14 protein-coding genes are annotated in these 17584 nt (G+C 71.4%); 5 read left to right on the top strand and 9 right to left on the bottom strand.

The window, feature by feature from the left end:
• Positions 1-58 precede the first annotated feature (58 nt).
• Positions 59-1555: an oligopeptide:H+ symporter gene (locus tag ACZ44S_RS25525; RefSeq protein WP_466932829.1), complete on the top strand. Its 1497-nt coding sequence runs from the start codon at positions 59-61 to the stop codon at positions 1553-1555.
• A 295-nt stretch (positions 1556-1850) separates the two neighbouring features.
• Here ACZ44S_RS25525 and ACZ44S_RS25520 read toward each other — a convergent pair whose 3' ends face one another.
• Together ACZ44S_RS25520 and ACZ44S_RS25515 are read right to left on the bottom strand one after the other, a co-directional pair.
• Positions 1851-2366 carry an ATP-binding protein gene (locus tag ACZ44S_RS25520; protein WP_466932827.1) on the bottom strand — a complete coding sequence of 172 codons (516 nt, stop codon included), beginning with the start codon at positions 2364-2366 and terminating at the stop codon, positions 1851-1853.
• A 242-nt stretch (positions 2367-2608) separates the two neighbouring features.
• Positions 2609-2986: an STAS domain-containing protein gene (locus ACZ44S_RS25515; protein WP_466932825.1), complete on the bottom strand. Its 378-nt coding sequence runs from the start codon at positions 2984-2986 to the stop codon at positions 2609-2611.
• 250 nt (positions 2987-3236) lie between these two features.
• On the opposite strand from ACZ44S_RS25515, the gene ACZ44S_RS25510 reads away from it, so the two are divergent.
• The gene (locus tag ACZ44S_RS25510) at positions 3237-4151 is read left to right on the top strand and encodes an RNA polymerase sigma factor SigF (RefSeq protein ID WP_466932823.1); all 915 of its coding nucleotides are present in this window, start codon (positions 3237-3239) and stop codon (positions 4149-4151) included.
• A 250-nt stretch (positions 4152-4401) separates the two neighbouring features.
• Here the strand turns inward: ACZ44S_RS25510 and hutI are convergent, their stop codons facing one another.
• The 4 genes from hutI to hutU form a co-directional block, all read right to left on the bottom strand.
• The gene (gene hutI, locus ACZ44S_RS25505) at positions 4402-5586 is read right to left on the bottom strand and encodes an imidazolonepropionase (RefSeq protein WP_466932821.1); all 1185 of its coding nucleotides are present in this window, start codon (positions 5584-5586) and stop codon (positions 4402-4404) included.
• A gap of 21 nt (positions 5587-5607) precedes the next feature.
• Positions 5608-6990, bottom strand: coding sequence for a formimidoylglutamate deiminase (locus ACZ44S_RS25500; RefSeq protein WP_466932819.1), 1383 nt, complete (start codon positions 6988-6990; stop codon positions 5608-5610).
• Positions 6987-8189 carry an allantoate amidohydrolase gene (locus ACZ44S_RS25495; RefSeq protein WP_466932817.1) on the bottom strand — a complete coding sequence of 401 codons (1203 nt, stop codon included), beginning with the start codon at positions 8187-8189 and terminating at the stop codon, positions 6987-6989. Before ACZ44S_RS25495 ends, ACZ44S_RS25500 begins: the two co-directional genes overlap by 4 nt.
• Positions 8190-8341: 152 nt before the next feature.
• On the bottom strand, positions 8342-10018 hold the full coding sequence (hutU, locus tag ACZ44S_RS25490) for a urocanate hydratase (RefSeq protein WP_466932815.1): 1677 nt from the start codon (positions 10016-10018) through the stop codon (positions 8342-8344).
• 131 nt (positions 10019-10149) lie between these two features.
• On the opposite strand from hutU, the gene ACZ44S_RS25485 reads away from it, so the two are divergent.
• Positions 10150-11571, top strand: a complete 1422-nt coding sequence (locus ACZ44S_RS25485; protein ID WP_466932813.1) for a diaminopimelate decarboxylase — start codon at positions 10150-10152, stop codon at positions 11569-11571.
• Between the two features lie 130 nt (positions 11572-11701).
• On the opposite strand, the gene ACZ44S_RS25480 is transcribed toward ACZ44S_RS25485, so the two are convergent.
• On the bottom strand, positions 11702-12289 hold the full coding sequence (locus ACZ44S_RS25480) for a hypothetical protein (RefSeq protein ID WP_466932811.1): 588 nt from the start codon (positions 12287-12289) through the stop codon (positions 11702-11704).
• Positions 12290-12394: 105 nt separating this feature from the next.
• Positions 12395-13237 carry a MurR/RpiR family transcriptional regulator gene (locus ACZ44S_RS25475; protein ID WP_466932809.1) on the bottom strand — a complete coding sequence of 281 codons (843 nt, stop codon included), beginning with the start codon at positions 13235-13237 and terminating at the stop codon, positions 12395-12397.
• A 270-nt stretch (positions 13238-13507) separates the two neighbouring features.
• On the opposite strand from ACZ44S_RS25475, the gene ACZ44S_RS25470 reads away from it, so the two are divergent.
• A complete protein-coding gene (locus ACZ44S_RS25470) occupies positions 13508-15205 on the top strand; it encodes an LCP family protein (protein ID WP_466932807.1) in 1698 nt (565 codons plus the stop codon).
• A gap of 86 nt (positions 15206-15291) precedes the next feature.
• Positions 15292-15714: a hypothetical protein gene (locus tag ACZ44S_RS25465; RefSeq protein WP_466932879.1), complete on the top strand. Its 423-nt coding sequence runs from the start codon at positions 15292-15294 to the stop codon at positions 15712-15714.
• Between the two features lie 372 nt (positions 15715-16086).
• Here the strand turns inward: ACZ44S_RS25465 and ACZ44S_RS25460 are convergent, their stop codons facing one another.
• Complete coding sequence (locus ACZ44S_RS25460) at positions 16087-17475, bottom strand: cystathionine beta-synthase (protein WP_466932805.1); 1389 nt, start codon at positions 17473-17475, stop codon at positions 16087-16089.
• Positions 17476-17584: the final 109 nt, after the last annotated feature.

The following is a 17584-nucleotide window of genomic DNA, read 5'->3' as shown; positions in this document are numbered from 1 at the left end:
CGCCCCCCACCGGGCGCGTACACGCTCGCGCGACGCGTCCCGACAGCAAGGAACGACCATGGCGTCCAGCCTGACGAAGGACTCGGTCACCCCGGGCACCCCCGGTTCCGAGAAGACCTTCTTCGGCCACCCCCGCGGACTGGCCACTCTCTTCATGACCGAGATGTGGGAGCGTTTCTCCTACTACGGCATGAGGGCTCTGCTCCCGCTGTACCTCGTCGCACCGGGCGGACTGGGCCTGAGCGCGGGCACCGCCACCGCGATCTACTCCGTCTACCTCTCGCTGGTGTACCTGCTCACGATGCCGGGCGGCTGGTTCGGCGACCGTGTGTGGGGTCCCCGCAAGACCGTGGCCGTCGCGGGCGGCATCATCATGCTGGGCCATCTGACGCTGGCCCTGCCGTCCTCCGGCACCTTCTACGCGGGACTGGGCCTGGTCGCCATCGGCTCCGGTCTGCTGAAGGCCAACATCTCCACCATGGTCGGCCAGCTCTACCAGGGCCCGGACGACCCGCGCCGGGACGGCGGCTTCACCGTCTTCTACATGGGCATCAACCTGGGTGCCTTCGCCGCGCCGCTGATCATCGGCACCATCGGTGAGAACGTCAACTGGCACCTGGGCTTCGCGCTCGCCGCGCTCGGCATGGGTCTCGGCGTCGCGCAGTTCCTGCTCGGCAGCCGTCACCTGGACGCGCAGTCCAGCGTCGTCCCGAAGCCGCTCTCCGACCAGGAGAAGTCCTCGACGCTGCGCAAGGCCGCGCTGTGGGCCGGCATCGCCGTCGTCGCGTACGCCGTCCTCGGTGTCACCGGCAACTACACCCTGAACTGGGTCCTGGTCCCGCTGACGCTGCTCGGTGTGATCGTCCCGGTGATGGTGATCGCCCGCATCAAGCGCGACAAGGACCTGGACCGCGCCGAGCAGTCGAAGATGTCCGCGTACATCTGGTTCTTCGTGGCCGCCGCGATCTTCTGGATGATCTACGACCAGGGCGGCTCGACCCTGTCGATCTTCGCCGACTCCTCGGCCGACAACAGCGTGTTCGGCTGGGAGTTCCCGGTCTCCTGGTACCAGTCGGTCAACCCGGTCCTGATCATGGCGCTGGCCCCGGTCTTCGCCTGGATCTGGCTGGCGCTGAACCGGCGCGGCAAGGAGCCGAGCACGATCGTGAAGTTCGCGTCCGGTCTGACGCTGGTCGGCGTGTCCTTCTTCCTCTTCCTGGCCCCGCTGTCGATCGCCGAGGGCGGTCACAAGGCCGCGGCGCTGTGGCTGGTGGCGATCTACTTCACGCAGACCGTCGGTGAGCTGCTGCTCTCCCCGGTCGGCCTGTCGGTCACCACGAAGATGGCGCCCGCGAAGTACGCCTCGCAGATGATGGGTGTCTGGTTCCTGGCCGTCACCGCCGGTGACGCCACCACCGGTCTGCTGTCCCTCGCCGGTGTCGACCTGAACCGGACGGGCATCGTCGCGATGGAGGCCACGCTCGCCGTGGTCGCCGGTTTCGCGGTGTGGATGTACCGCAACAAGGTCAAGGCGCTCATGGGCGACGTGCGCTGAGCGGTCCCCGCACGGGCATACGAAGGGTCCCGCACCGATAGGGTGCGGGGCCCTTCGGGCGGTTTCGGCGCGCCGGGTGCCGCGCCACATGCTTGTTTCGCCCCCGCCGCCCTTTCCCGTCCCGGCCTGGGGCTCCGCCCCGGACCCCGCTCCTCAAACGCCGGAGGGGCTGAACTCAACCCGTCCGGCGTTTGAGGACGAGGCCCGAAGGGCCGAAAGGGGGTCCGGGGGCTTGCCCCCGGGGACGGGACGGGAAGGGGCGGCGGGGGCGAAACACCCGCCCGGCGACGAGCGGCTACGCCGGGGTGCCCAGTTCCGCCCAGACCGTTTTGCCTGCGACGTCCGGGGCCCGTACGACACCCCAGTCCAGACAGAGCCGCTGCACGATGAACATGCCGTGCCCTCCCGGCCGGCCGGCCCGGTGCGGCGTGCGCGGAGCCGGCTGCCCCGTCCCCCGGTCGGTGACCTCCAGGCGTATCACCTTCTTGTCGCAGGTGATGGCCAGATGGTCGGGCCCCTCCGCATGCAGGCACGCATTGGTGACCAGCTCCGAGACGACGAGCAGGACGTCCTCGGCGGCAGCCCGCCGGTCGGCGGTGGCGGCGGGCAGCCAGCCCCAGTCGTACAGCGCCTGCCGGGTGAAGTCACGGGCGAGCGGCACGACGCCGCTCTGGCCGTCGAAGCTCAGCCGGCGGACCCGGCCGCCGCTGTCGGGCACGCCCCCGGCCGGCACCGCGTCCGCGGGCGTCCCGGAAGCGCCGCCGGGCTCAGGACCGCGGTCGCCCGGCGAGTAGGGCCGGGTGGTGCTCATCAGCGCTTCACCTCACCGTGTCACCAGTTCACGATTCAAAAGTTTCCGTACTCGGTCGTTCACGCGTGCACGGAACATCCGGTTCCCGGCGCCCTCGCGACCACCACGTCCGGCACGTTCAGGATGTCTCCTGCCCGAGCGGGCCGCGGGGACACCCCCGTATTCGCACGAAAAGGCGCGACGGAGGGGACCCCCCGGTGACGGGTGCGGCGGGGGCGTCCCGGCCGGCGTGCCCACGCGGCTCACGCCGAATCGTCGGCCAGAGCCGCCTCGAGAGTGTCGTGCACGGTGAACACCGCGTCCGCACCCGTGATCTCGAACACGCGCGCCACCACGGGCTGCATCCCGGCGAGGTGGACCCCGCCTCCCGCCGCCTCGGCCTTCAGCCGGGCGCCGAGCAGCACGTTCAATCCCGTGGAGTCACAGAACTCCAGCCGTGAGCAATCGATGACGAGCCGCTTGAAACCCTTGGCGAGGCAGCCCTCCAGTGGCTCACGCAACAGATCGGCGGTGTGGTGATCCAACTCACCCGCCGGAGTCACGACGGCAGTGGGGCCCTCTTCTCGCACCTCGACCAGAAGCCGGCCCGACTGTGCGCTGCCGACTGTCCCGCGGTCCATGCCGTCTCTCTCTCCCGAGGTCGTGGCTGCTTACTGACGCCTTCGAACATTACGCCTTCCGGCCACGCATCGACACTCTAACAATCACGCACAAACAGACATATGCACACAGAACGCACTTGCGGTGAACTTGCGAGAGCCGGTAGGGCTAGTAGGACACGTACCCGACACGGCCGGCTTTGGAGGCGCCGCACACCGCAGTGCACGTATCGGCTTCGGCAGCCATATGCCGAGAACGATGGAGGACATCATGTCACCCCGGCTCGACGCATCGCCTAACCCTGAAGCGACGTCGACACTCCCTCCGGAACATCTGGATCCCATCGAGCAGGACGACCTCGGTGTCGTCCCGGAAGACCTACTCGCCGGACTTCCGGAGATCCCCCCGTACGACGAGGTGGGCCCGGTCGACGCGCGGGCGCTGTCGAAGACCCTCTTCGAGCGCCTGGAGTCGCTGGAGGAAGGCACCCACGAATTCGCTTACGTACGCAATACGCTCGTCGAACTGAACCTCGCCCTGGTCAAGTTCGCCGCTTCCCGCTTCCGCTCGCGCAGCGAGCCGATGGAGGACATCATCCAGGTCGGCACCATCGGCCTGATCAAGGCGATCGACCGCTTCGAGCTGTCGCGCGGTGTGGAGTTCCCCACGTTCGCGATGCCAACCATCATCGGCGAGATCAAGCGTTTCTTCCGCGACACCTCCTGGTCCGTGCGCGTACCGCGCCGGCTGCAGGAGCTCCGGCTCGACCTGGCCAAGGCCGGTGACGAACTGGCACAGCAGCTCGACCGCGCGCCGACAGTGGCCGAGCTCGCCGACCGCCTGGGCATCACCAAGGACGAGGTCATCGAGGGCATGGCGGCGTCGAACGCCTACACCGCCTCCTCGCTGGACGCCCAGCCGGAGGAGGACGACGCGGAGGGCGCGCTGGCGGACCGGATCGGTTACGAGGACCACGGACTCGAAGGCATCGAGTACGTCGAGTCGTTGAAGCCACTGATCGCCGAACTGCCGCCGCGGGACCGGAAGATCCTGTCCCTGCGCTTCGTCGCGGGCATGACCCAGTCGGAGATCGGCGAGGAACTCGGCATTTCCCAGATGCATGTCTCCCGTCTGCTGTCGCGGACGCTGGTGAAACTGCGCAAGGGCCTCACCGTCGAGGAGTGACGGGCCGGCCGTCGTGAACGACGGGCCGCCTCCTCCGCGGAGCGACGTGACCGCGCCCCGCGCCCTGCAGGCGCCGGATGCCCACCCCGGGCACCGGGCGCCCGCCGGGCGCGGGGCGCGCCTCGTTGTGGCGGGTCGGCGCCGGGTGACGGATGTGCCCGGGGTGACGGACGTGGCCTGGGTGACGGACGTGCCTTGGGTGACGGACGTGCCTCGTGTGACGGACGTGCCTCGGGGCGACCGACGTGGCTCACATCCACCGCTGTTCGAGTCTGCGTCCCTTCTGCCAGACCGTGCGGACCAGGGGCACGCCGGGGCGGTAGGCCAGCTGCACATGGGACGGGGCGTCGAGCAGCAGCAGGTCCGCGTACGCTCCCGGGGTGATACGGCCGATGTCGTCCCGGCGCAGGGCCCTGGCCCCGCCCGCCGTGGCCGACCACACGGCCTCGTCGGGCGTCATCCCCATGTCCCGCACCGCGAGCGCGATGCAGAAGGGGACGGAGGACGTGAAGGACGAGCCGGGGTTGCAGTCGGTGGACAGCGCGACCGTGGCGCCCGCGTCCAGCAGCCGGCGGGCGTCGGGCCACTCGGCGCGGGTGGAGAACTCGGCGCCGGGAAGCAGCGTGGCGACCGTGCGGCTGTTCGCGAGGGCGTCCACGTCGGCGTCGGTGAGGTGGGTGCAGTGGTCGGCGCTGGCCGCGTCGAGCTCCACGGCGAGCTGGACGCCGGGGCCGTACGAGAGCTGGTTGGCGTGGACGCGCGGGTGCAGGCCCTTCGCCCTGCCCGCGGTGAGGATCGCGCGGGCCTGGTCGCCGTCGAAGGCCCCCTTCTCGCAGAAGACGTCGATCCAGCGGGCGTGCGGCGCGCAGGCGTCCAGCATCTCGCCGGTGACGAGCGCGACATACCCGGCCGGGTCCTCGGCGTACTCGGGAGCGACGACGTGGGCGCCGAGGTAGGTGACCTCGTCGGTGTGGCGGGCGGCCAGGCGCAGGGCGCGGGCCTCGTCCTCGGTGGTCAGGCCGTAGCCGGACTTGGTCTCGAAGGTGGTGGTGCCCTGGCGCAGCGCCTCGGCGAGGAGACGGGTCAGGTTCGCCTCCAGCTGCGCGTCGGTGGCGGCGCGGGTGGCGGCGACGGTCGTACGGATGCCGCCCGCGCTGTACGGGCGGCCGGACATCCGGGCGTTGAACTCCTCGGTACGGTCGCCCGCGAAGACCAGGTGGGAGTGGGAGTCGACGAAGCCGGGGAGGACCGCCCGGCCCTCGGCGTCGAACCGGTTGTCAGTGGCGGGTGCTTTGCTTGATTCACCGGTCCACACGACGCGGTCGCCCTCGATGACGACGGCCGCGTCCCGGACCAGACCGAGGGGAGAACTGTCACCGAGGGAGGGGTCGTTGGTGACCAGCGTGGCGATGTTGCTGATGACGGTGCTGCTCATGGTGTCCTCATGGGGGGGTCGTCAGGCGCGCAGGGCTTCGACTGCCTGTGCGAGGGCTCCGGGCACATCGGGGACGAGCGTGTGCTCCCCGTCGCGCACGACGGGCCGGCCCGACACGATCGTGTGGCGGACGTCCGCTGCCGTCGCGGCGAATACGGCCGTCTCGGCGCCGAGTCCGGGCAGTGGCCCCGCGGTTCTGACCGAGTCGAGGGCGATCGTGACGAGGTCGGCGCGCGCCCCGGCCTCGATGGTGCCGATGCCGTCCCAGCCGAGGGCGGCGTGTCCGTCGGCGGAGGCGGCCCGCAGCAGGGCGGCGGCCGTCCAGTGGCCCCGGGTGCGGGTGCGCAGCCGCTCGTTCAGCTCCATCGCGCGAGCCTCTTCGAAGAGGTCGATCACGGCGTGGCTGTCGGAGCCGAGGCTGAGCGGGGAGCCCTCGTTCTGCAGGGCGGCGGCGGGGCCGATGCCGTCGGCGAGGTCCCGTTCGGTCGTCGGGCACATACAGGTACCGGTGCCGCTGCCGCCGATGAGGGAGACGTCCTCGGCGGTGAGATGGGTGTTGTGGACACCGGTGGTGCGGGGCCCGAGGACGCCGTGCAGGGCCAGAAGCTGGGTCGGGGTGCATCCGTGCGCCTCGCGGCAGGCGTCGTTCTCCGCGGTCTGCTCGGACAGATGCACATGGAGCGGGGCCCGCCGCTCCTCGGCCCAGCGTGCCACGGTCGCCAACTGCTCCGCCGGTACGGCCCTGACGGAGTGGATCGCCGCCCCGATCCGTGCGTGATCCCGTTCCTTGAGAACTGAACAGCGTTCGGCCCAGGCGTCCGCGTCGCCGTCGGAGAAGCGGAGCTGCTGGGCGGTGGGCGGCCGGCCGAAGCCGGAGGAGAGATAGGCGGTGTCGAGGAGGGTGATCCGGACGCCGGCTTCGGCGGCGGCCGCGACGAGCGCCTCCCCCATGGCGTTGGGGTCGGCGTAGGGCGTGCCGCCGGGGGCGTGGTGGACGTAGTGGAACTCGCCGACGGTCGTGATGCCGGCCAGCGCCATCTCGGCGTACACGGCCCGGGCGAGGGCGTGGTAGGTGTCCGGCGTGAGCCGCTCGGCCGTGGCGTACATGATCTCGCGCCAGGTCCAGAAGGTGCCGGAGCCCACCTGGGCGGTGGAGCGCAGGGCGCGGTGGAAGGCGTGGCTGTGGGCGTTGGCCAGTCCCGGCAGGGTCAGTCCCCGCAGACTCTCGGCCCCGGGCGGCGGGGAGGGCGTGTCCGGGCGGACGGCGGTGATGCGGCCGTCCTGGACGGTGAGGGTCACGCCCGGCTCGATGGGGGTCCCCCCTGCTCGAGCGGAGCCGAGAGCTTGGGGGAGGGTGCCGAGCCAGGCGTGCTCCAGCCAGTACGTCCGCGGGGTGGCAGTCACGTGCGGGCCAGTCCTTCCAGTACGTCGGCGAGTGCGAGCACCCCGGCCACGCAGTCGTCCTCGGTGGCGAACTCGGCCGGCGAGTGCGAGACGCCGGTGGGGTTGCGTACGAACAGCATGGCGGTCGGGACGCGTCCGGAGAGGATCCCGGCGTCGTGTCCGGCGCCGGTGCCGAGGACGGGCACCTTGAGGTCCGTGTCGCTGCCCAGGATGCGGGCGAGTTCGTCGCGCAGGGCGTGGTCGAACTCGACGACGGGGGTGAAGGACTCCCGTTCGACGTCCAGGTCGACTCCGTGGGCGGCGGCGTACTCACGGGCTGCCCTCTCCACCCCGCCGACCACGGCGTCCAGGCGCTCCTGGTCGGCGGCGCGCGAGTCGAGCCAGCCGCGCACCAGGGAGGAGATGGCGTTCACGCCGTTCGGCTCGACGGCGATCTTGCCGAAGGTGGCGACCGCACCGGCGAGTTCGGCCTCGCGGCGAGCGGCGAGGACGGTCTCGGCGTACGACAGCATCGGGTCGCGGCGGTCGGCGAGCCGGGTGGTGCCGGCGTGGTTGGCCTCTCCCCGGAAGTCGAACCTCCAACGGCCGTGCGGCCAGATGGCGGACGCGATGCCGACACGGTCGCCGGACAGGTCCAGGGCGCGGCCCTGCTCCACATGGAGTTCGACGAAGGCGCCGATGCGGTCGAGCCGTCCGGGGTCGGCGCCGAGGGTGCCGGGGTCGTAGCCGGCGGCCTCCATGGCCTGCGGGAGTGTGATGCCGTCCGCGTCGGTGAGCCGGTGGGCCTGCTCGACCGTGAGCGCGCCCGCGGTGAGCCGGGAGCCGACACAGGCGAGCCCGAATCTCGCGCCCTCCTCGTCGCCGAAGTTGACGATGCCCAGGGGCTTGGCGAACCGCGCGTCCCTGCGGCGCAGCTCGTCGAGGGCGGCGAAGGCGGACACGACCCCGAGGGGCCCGTCGAAGGCCCCGCCGTCGGGCACGGAGTCCAGATGAGAACCGGTGACCACGGCGTCCCCCCGGGCGGGGTCCCCGAGCCAGGCCCACTGATTGCCGTTCCGGTCGACCTCGTAGGCCAGCCCGCGGCTGCGCGCCTGCGCCTCGAACCAGTCCCGGCACTCGGCGTCGGCCTCACTCCAGGCGAACCGCCGGTAGCCACCGGAGGCGTGATGCCGCCCCATGGGCCGCAGTTGCCCCCACATCTCCAGAAAGGAGCTCCCCCCGGGCTGTGGGCGGTCGTTCCGTGGGGCGACGGGGGTACCTCCCCCGCCCTTCGGGCCATGGGGGAGGGCGGGCGCGGCCGGACCCGCAGACGGCGACGTTGCCCCGGCCGCCACCCCCCGGATGCCGTCGCTCACGCCGGATCACCCTCACGCATCGGCACCCGCACACCCCGCTCGCCGGCCACCGACTCCGCGATGTCGTACCCGGCGTCCACGTGCCGGATCACACCCATGCCGGGGTCGTTCGTCAGCACGCGCCGGATCTTCTCGCCCGCCAGCGCCGTCCCGTCGGCCACCGTCACCTGCCCGGCGTGGATCGACCGCCCCATGCCGACACCGCCACCGTGGTGGACGGACACCCACGACGCGCCCGACGCCACGTTCACCATGGCGTTCAGCAGCGGCCAGTCGGCGATGGCGTCGGAGCCGTCCAGCATCGCCTCGGTCTCCCGGTAGGGAGAGGCGACCGAACCGCAGTCGAGATGGTCCCGCCCGATGACGACCGGCGCCGCCAGCTCCCCGCTCGCGACCATGTCGTTGAACCGCTCGCCGGCCTTGTCGCGCTCCCCGTACCCGAGCCAGCAGATCCGCGCGGGCAGCCCCTGGAAGTGAACCCGTTCCCCCGCCATCCTGATCCAGCGGGCCAGGGACTCGTTCTCCGGGAAGAGCTCCAGGATCGCCTTGTCGGTCTTGGCGATGTCCGCGGGGTCACCCGACAGCGCGGCCCACCGGAAGGGGCCCTTCCCCTCGCAGAACAGCGGCCGGATGTACGCCGGCACGAACCCGGGGAAGGCGAACGCCCGCTCGTACCCGGCCAGCTGCGCCTCACCGCGGATGGAGTTGCCGTAGTCGAACACCTCGGCACCGGCGTCCTGGAAGCCGACCATCGCCTCGACGTGCCGGGCCATGGACTCGCGGGCGCGGGTGGTGAAGCCGGCCGGGTCCTTGGCGGCGGCGTCGGCCATGTCCTCGAAGGCGATGCCGACGGGCAGATACGCCAGGGGGTCGTGCGCGGAGGTCTGGTCGGTGACGATGTCGATGGGCGCGCCCATGGCGAGCAGCTGCGGGACCAGCTCGGCCGCGTTGCCGAGGACGCCGATGGAGAGGGGCGTGCGCCGGTCCCGGGCCTCGACGGCGAGCTGGAGGGCGTGGTCGAGGGAGTCGGCCTTGACGTCGAGGTAGCGGTGTTCGATGCGCCGGTCGATGGCGCGGGGGTCGCAGTCGACGCAGATCGCGACGCCGTCGTTCATCGTCACGGCGAGCGGCTGGGCGCCTCCCATGCCGCCGAGGCCGGCGGTGAGGGTGATGGTCCCGGCGAGGGTGCCGCCGAACCTCTTGGCGGCGACGGCGGCGAAGGTCTCGTAGGTGCCCTGGAGGATGCCCTGGGTGCCGATGTAGATCCAGGAGCCGGCGGTCATCTGCCCGTACATGGTCAGACCGAGGGCCTCCAGGCGGCGGAACTCCTCCCAGTTGGCCCAGTCGCCGACCAGGTTGGAGTTGGCGAGGAGGACGCGCGGGGCCCACTCGTGGGTCTGCATGACGCCGACCGGGCGGCCGGACTGGACGAGCATCGTCTCGTCCTGTTTGAGGGTCTTCAGCGTGCGGACCATCGCGTCGAAGGAGCGCCAGTCGCGGGCGGCCTTGCCCGTTCCGCCGTAGACGACGAGCTTGTCGGGGTGCTCGGCAACCTCGGGGTCGAGGTTGTTCTGCAGCATCCGCAGGGCGGCCTCCTGCTGCCAGCCCAGGGCGCTCGGTTCGGTGCCGCGCGGCGCTCGGACGGGGCGGGGTCCGGGTCCGGGTCCGGCCATGGTGTGCCTCCTCATGCTGCGGATCACTGCGGATGATTACTGCAGATATTCATATCCTCGACTTCTGAATAGAGCTAGTCAAGACAGGGGGTGTGTCGGCACCGCCGGGAGAGGGATGTTTGGCTGGATGCATGCGTGCGGACACGGAGAACGCCGAAGGGACGGGGGACACGGTGGCTCACGGCAACGGCCTGACGGACGAGGTGGACCCGCGGGGCACCGGACGGGCGGCGCGGCGGGACCAGGCGGTGCGGACCGCCGTGGAGCAGGGACTGCTCGACGGCGACACTCCGCTGGTGGCCCTGCTGGACGTCACCGGCATCCGGGAGTCGGCGGCCGGGCTGCGGGCGGCGTTCGACGCGGTGACGGCGCCCGGCACACCCGTGCTGCACGCCTTCGCGGTGAAGGCGAGCCCGTTGGTGCCGGTGCTGCGGTTGCTGCGTGAGGAGGGCATCGGCGCGGAGGTGGCGAGCCCGGGTGAGCTGGCGCTGGCCAGGGCCGCCGGGGTGGAGCCGGAGCGGACGGTCCTCGACTCGCCCGCCAAGACCCTCGCCGAGCTGCGGGAGGCGCTGGCGCTGGGCATCGCCGTGAACGCGGACAATCCTCAGGAGCTGGAGCGCATCGACGCCCTCATGGCCGGGTCCGGCTCCCGCTCCCCCATCGGCATCCGGGTGAACCCGCAGGTCGGCGGCGGTTCCATCGAGGCGCTGTCCACGGCGACGGCGACGTCGAAGTTCGGGGTGGCGCTGCGCGACGAGGGGGCGCGGGAGTGGGTGGTGCGGGCGTATCTGGACCGGCCGTGGCTGACCCGGCTGCACGCGCACTCCGGTTCCCAGGGCATCGCGCTGTCGATGATGACGCGGGGGATCGCGGAGACGTACGCGCTGGCGGAGGAGATCAACCGGCGTGCCGGGCGGCAGCAGATCGACACCGTCGACATCGGCGGCGGACTGCCGGTGAACTTCGCGTCCGAGGAGACGAGCCCGACGTACGGGGAGTACGCGCGGCTGCTGCGCGAGACGGTCCCGGGGCTGTTCGACGGGCGGTACGGCCTGGTGACCGAGTTCGGACGGTCCCTGCTGGCCAAGCACGGCACGGTGGTCGCCCGCGTGGAGTACGCCAAGAGCGCGGGCGGGCGTCCGGTCGCGGTGACGCACGCGGGCGTGCAGGTGGCGACGCGCACGGTGTACGCGCCGCAGTCGTGGCCGCTGAGGATCGCCGCCTACGACGCGAAGGGGCGGCCCAAGGAGGGGCCGGCGGTCGTGCAGGACGTGGCGGGACCGGCCTGCTTCGCGGGTGACCTGCTCGCGCAGGGGCAGGAGCTGCCGCTGCTGGAGCAGGGCGACTACGCGGCGGCGCTGGACACGGGCGCGTACTACTTCGCCCACCACTACGCGTACAACTCGCTCCCCCGCCCCGCCGTCCACGGCTTCACTCCGGACGGAAAGGGAGGGGTCGTCTTCGCCACGGTCCGTCGAGCCCAGACCATCGAGGACATCGTCACCGAGTCCGGAGCCGCCCACACCAACGCCCTGACACCCAAAACCCCCTGACCCCACCCCTCAGGGGCGCGGGGAACGGCGCGACCAGCCCCCTCCCACCCGCAGAGACCCACGACGGCAGCCCCAGGGGCGCGGGGAAGGACGCAGACAACCGCACCCCGCGCCCGCAGGGCACCGTCCCTCAGACCAGCGCCGCGCTCCTCCGGCGGGAACCGCCGCCCGGCGCGGCATCCCCCGCCGCGATCCCCGTGGTGCGGTAGGCCTTGACCGCCTTGCCGGCAGGCCGCCCCGCACCCGCGCGGAGCCAGTCGACGCGCACCCACAGCAGGGCCTCGTCCGCCTGCTCCAGCCGGCCGATCCAGGCCGCCTTCAGCCACAGCCCGGCCCCGCACCCGGCGAGCAGCAGACCACCGGCGGCGGGTGCGGCGAACCCCGCGCCCAGGGCGCCGAGAAACGCGAGCAGCAGCCACCAGCGGTGCGCCCGGCGCCAGTTGCGCACGGACACCGCGCGGTCCTGGAGCACATCGTGCCGGCCCGCCCGCGCCGCCGAACGGGCCAGCGCGCGGTACCGTCCGCGCCGCCCGTACGCCACGGCCGACGTCGCCACGAGGAACAGCGCGGCGCCCGTCAGGACACCGATCCGGCGTCCGGTCAGTCCGGGCACCAGCACCCCGATGCCCGCGGCGAAAATCCCCAGCCACCACAGTGGCGCCGCCCCGGCCCGCACGACGACGGCCACCCGGGCCAGTCCCTGTCCTCCGCGCGTCACGTCCTTGGCCTCCCGTCCTCCGATGCCCGTGCATGGTTTCCGGAGGCGGACGTTAGCGACGCAAGGTGAGACGAGTCTGAGAAGACACGGCGGGCGGCACCGCCGTCAGTCCACGAACAGCCCGCGCGCCGCCGCCTTCGCGTCGAACTCCTCGAGCCGCGCCTGCGCGTCCGGCAGGTCGTCGCACATCGCCTCCAGCAGCACCCGGCCCAGCAGCATCGGCGCGCACGCCGTGTCGAAGGCCAGCCCGGTGCCGACGGCGGCGGGCAGCAGCAGGTCGGACACCTTGGCGACCGGCGCGAACGGGGAGTCGGCGACGGTGACGACGGTCAGCCCGGTCTCCTTGGCGTGGGCGAGGGCGTCGACGACCTCGCGGGGATGCCGGGGCAGCGCGAAGCACAGCAGGGCGCTCGCCCCGGCGCGGACGGCGGCGTCGATGCGGTCGTGGAGCATCGTGCCGCCCTCGTTGAGCAGCCGTACGTCGGGGTGGACCTTGGCGGCGAAGTAGGCGAAGCCGTGCGCCTGTGCCGCCGCCGCACGCAGCCCCAGCACGGGCAGCGGGCGGCTGCCCGCGAGGACCCGTCCCGCCCGCTGCACGGGGCCGGTGTCGGCCAGCGCGTCGGCGAGGTGGCGCAGGTTCTCGATCTCGGCCTCGACGGCCTGCTGGTACTCGTTGTACGAGGCGGTTTCGGGCGCGGGTTCGACGGGCGCGACCTCGCGCAGATGCCGGCGCAGGGCGGGGTAGCCGTCGAAACCGAGGGCGACGGCGAACCGCGTCACGGAGGGCTGGCTGACCCCGGCCAGCTCGGCCAGCTCCACGCTGGACAGGAACGGCACGTCGGCGGCCCGCCGCACCATGCTGTGCGCGATGCGCCGCTGGGTCGGCGTCAGCCGATGCCCCTCGAAGAGCGCCTGGAGGCGCGCGGCGGGGCTCTCGGTGCCGCTCATGACCTGACTTCCCCCTCGACCTCTCGGCCCATTCATCCGTCGTGACTTCTGCATGCCGTTATACAGGCGAACGCGGCGTCGCGGCCGTACACGCGTCGTGAAGGGCGGAGATCACACACGGTGCCCGGCCGGGGACAGATCCGGACCTCGACGATTTTGCTACGACGTCAGCGCATCCCGAATGGGCCGGATAGCGTAACGCATCGAACAATTAAGCGCTTTGAGACGCAGGCGTCCTCCGGGGCGCCCGACGGAGGACTGGGTACGAGCGTGGATGCGCCAAGCCGTGGGCAGACGGACGGGACCGACCCTGCCGACCAGTGGGTACTCAACCCGGAGACCGGCGATTTCGAGCTGCGGCTGAACGGTTCCCCCGAGCCGCCGCCTGTCCCCCGCCCCCGCGGCGCGTCCCGCACCGCCCCCGCTCCCGGCCGTGTCCCGGGGCAGCGCGGCCGCCGTACCGTGCCCGCTCCCGCCCCGGACGACTCCGGCGGCAGCGGCCGCCGCGGGCGCGGCCGGCCGAGGAAGAGCGGCCGGAAGAAGGCGCTGATGTGGACGGGGGGCGTCCTCGGACTGGTCCTCGTCGGCGGCTCGGCGTTCGCGTACTACTGGTACGACCGTCTCTACGGCAACATCAACACCGTCGACATCGGTGACGTGGGCAGCGACAAGGTACTCGCGGACGGCCCGGTCAACCTTCTGATCATCGGCAACGACGTCCGCACCGGCGAGGGCAACGAGGCCTATGGCAACCGGGACAACGTCACCGGGCACGCCGACACCACCCTCCTCTTCCATGTCTCGGAGGACCGCACCAACGCGACCGTGGTGAGCATCCCCCGGGACCTCATGACGAAGATCCCCGACTGCGAGACCAAGCAGTCCGACGGCTCCACCAAGGTGGTCCCGGGCTCGACGGGCACCACCAGGTTCAACGAGTCCTACGGGGTGAACGGCCGCGACCCGGGCTGCACCATGCGCACGGTCGAGGGACTCGCCGGCATCGAGGTCGACCACTTCATGATGTTCGACTTCAACGCGGTCAAGACGCTGTCCACCGCCGTCGGCGGCGTGAAGGTGTGTCTGGAGAGGCCCATCAAGGACCTGGACGGCGGGACGAACCTGGATCTGCCCTCCGGGGAGAGCACGATCCAGGGCGAGGACGCGCTGGCATTTCTCCGCAACCGGCACGGCCTGAAGAACGAGAGCGACCTGGACCGGATCCAGATGCAGCAGAAGTTCGTCGCGTCGATGATCCGCCAGTTGAAGGAGGACACGCTGGACAGCCCGTCGAAGATGCTCGACGTGGCCGACGCGGCCACCAAGTCCCTCACCGTGGACAAGGGCATAGGCAGTCCCGGCAAGCTCCTCACCCTCGCCAAGGAACTCGCCAAGATCGATCTGAAGAACATCACCCTGATGACGCTGCCGGTGATCGACAACCCGGCGGAGCCCAGGCCCGTCACCGTCGTCCCGCACCCGGCCGAGGCCCCGAAGCTCTTCAGCATCCTGCAGAACGACGTCTCCCTCACCGAGGTGAAGAAGAAGGAGAAGAAGGCCAAGGACGAGCAGGCCGCCCTGCTCGAGGGGCCGCGGGCCGAGGCGTCCGCCGTGCGCGTCGACGTCTACAACGGCGGCGGTCCGCAGGGGGCCGCGCAGGACACCCTGGTCTGGCTGCAGACCGGCGAGGGCGTCCCCAGGTCCACGAACAAGGGGAACGCCCCGGCCGAGGTCGGCAGGACGCGGCTGGAGTACGCGCCGAACCAGGCCGACCAGGCCCGCAGGCTCGCCGATCTGATGGGCCTGCCCGCCGCCGCGCTGAAGCCCGGCACCACGGACGCGGCCCCGGACGCGCCGATGACGCTCACCCTCGGCCCCGACTTCAAGAAGGCCGGCGTTCCCGTCGCCGCGCCGAAGAAGGTGGACGTCGAGCAGTCCCGGGCCGACGAGAAGATGTGCAAGAAGTAGGGGCGCGGCCAGCCCCAGGCCGAGATGGGGGGTTACCCCCAGTGCCACCGGGCCCGCCCCTGCCTACCGTGGATTCCATGACCGGAATGGACGCGCGGGACGCCGAGCTGAAGAAGGAACTCAACGCCTCCCTGCAGGCGCGCAGGGAACTGGGCGAGGAGTACGAGTCCGCGCTGGTCGACTCGTTCCTGGAGAAGGTCGACCAGCGCATCGACGGCGCGGTGGAGCGCCGGGTGCGCCGGCAGCTCGCCGAGCACCAGATGACGGAGGCCCGGGACGCACGCTCGCCGAGGGTCACGGACTCCTGGGGCGAGCGTTTCGGGTTCGGGATCGTCTCGCTGGTCCTGGCGGTGCCGCTGTCCGCGATCGGCGGGGGCGTGGGTCATCTGCCCGGCCTGCTGGTCACCTGGCTGGGCATCGTCGGCGTGAACGTCGTACAGGCCGTACGGACCAACCCCGGCCTGTTCGGCACCCGCCGGCCCGCGCGGGACAGCGACTGGGAGGACTGAGGCCGCCTTGCGCGGGGACCGCCGCACCCCCGTCGCCGGGGGGCGGGACGACGGCGGTCCCCGCGAGGGACGCGCGCCCGTCGAGGCGGCTGCGCGTCCGGGGCGTCCTTGGAGGTCCGGGAGCCGCTCCGGAGGTCCTTCGACGCCGCTTGGCCGCCGGCCGGACTTGAAGAAGACCCCACCCGGTGCTGAACGCCCGGGGAGGTGATTCCGCCGCCCTGCCGACACCCACCAATCTGCCGGACGCGTGTTAAGCGAGTGCTGCGCGCACGTGACACCCTCGTACCGCTTCCGCGAAGTCCACGAGGATCACGGGCGCGTCAACACCCCGGCGTTCACCGCTGGTTCGACGGCGCTTCGCCCGACGCCCCGTCACTTCTCGTTCCTGGCGAGGAAGGACAGCAGGTCCTGGCGGCTGATCACGCCGGTCGGCTTGCCCTCGACGAGGACGATCGCCGCGTCGGCCTTGCCCAGGACGGCCATCAGGTCCGCGACGGGCTCGCCGGAGCCGACCTGCGGCAGCGGCGCGGACATGTGCTTCTCCAGCGGGTCGTCGAGCGAGGCGCTCTTGCTGAACAGCGCGTCCAGCAGCTCCCGCTCCACCACCGAGCCGACGACCTCGGCGGCCATCACGTCCGGGTGGCCGGCGCCCGGCTTGACCACCGGCATCTGCGAGACGCCGTACTCGCGCAGCACCTCGATGGCCTGGCCGATCGTCTCGTCGGGGTGCATGTGGACGAGGGAGGGGATGTGGCCGCCCTCCTTGTCGTCGAGGACGTCGCCGACGCGGGCGCTGGGGCCGGTGTCCTCCAGGAAGCCGTAGTCGGCCATCCACTCGTCGTTGAAGATCTTGCTGAGGTAGCCGCGTCCGCTGTCCGGCAGCAGGACGACGACCACGTCGTCCTCACCGAGTTGGGAGGCCACCTCGAGCGCCGCCACGACCGCCATGCCGCAGGAGCCGCCGACCAGCAGGCCCTCCTCCTTGGCGAGGCGCCGGGTCATCTGGAAGGAGTCCTTGTCGGAGACGGCGACGATGCCGTCCGCGACCTCACGGTCGTAGGCGGTCGGCCAGAAGTCCTCGCCGACGCCCTCCACCAGGTACGGCCGTCCGGAGCCGCCGGAGTACACGGAGCCCTCGGGGTCGGCGCCGATCACCTTCACGGCGCCGTCGCTGACCTCCTTCAGATAGCGCCCGGTGCCCGAGATGGTGCCGCCGGTGCCGACACCGGCCACGAAGTGGGTGATCTTCCCCTCGGTCTGCTCCCACAGCTCGGGCCCGGTGGAGTGGTAGTGGGAGAGCGGGTTGTTGGGGTTGGAGTACTGGTCCGGCTTCCAGGCACCCGGCGTCTCGCGCACCAGGCGGTCGGAGACGTTGTAGTAGGAGTCGGGGTGCTCCGGCGCCACGGCGGTCGGGCAGACGACGACCTCGGCGCCGTAGGCCCGCAATACGTTGATCTTGTCCGTGGACACCTTGTCCGGGCAGACGAAGATGCACTTGTAGCCCTTCTGCTGGGCCACGATGGCAAGACCGACGCCGGTGTTGCCGCTGGTCGGCTCGACGATGGTGCCGCCCGGCTTGAGCTCCCCGCTCTTCTCGGCCGCCTCGATCATGCGCAGGGCGATGCGGTCCTTCACGGAGCCGCCCGGGTTGAAGTACTCCACCTTGGCCAGGACGGTCGCCCTGATGCCCTTGGTCACGCTGTTGAGCCGCACCAGCGGGGTGTTGCCGACGAGGCTGATCATCGAGTCGTGGAATTGCACCGTTGTCTCCGGATGCTGCAAAAGAGGTGGTCGTGGTGGTCGAACCAGCGTAGGCCCTCCCGGAGCGGAAGCCGCGCGGGTCGTTCACTCCTCGTTGGGATTGGACCAC

The sequence above is a fragment of the Streptomyces malachitofuscus genome (assembly GCF_055571035.1).
Note: the sequence above shows the minus strand (reverse complement) of the source record. Positions and strands in the feature narration are given on the sequence as shown.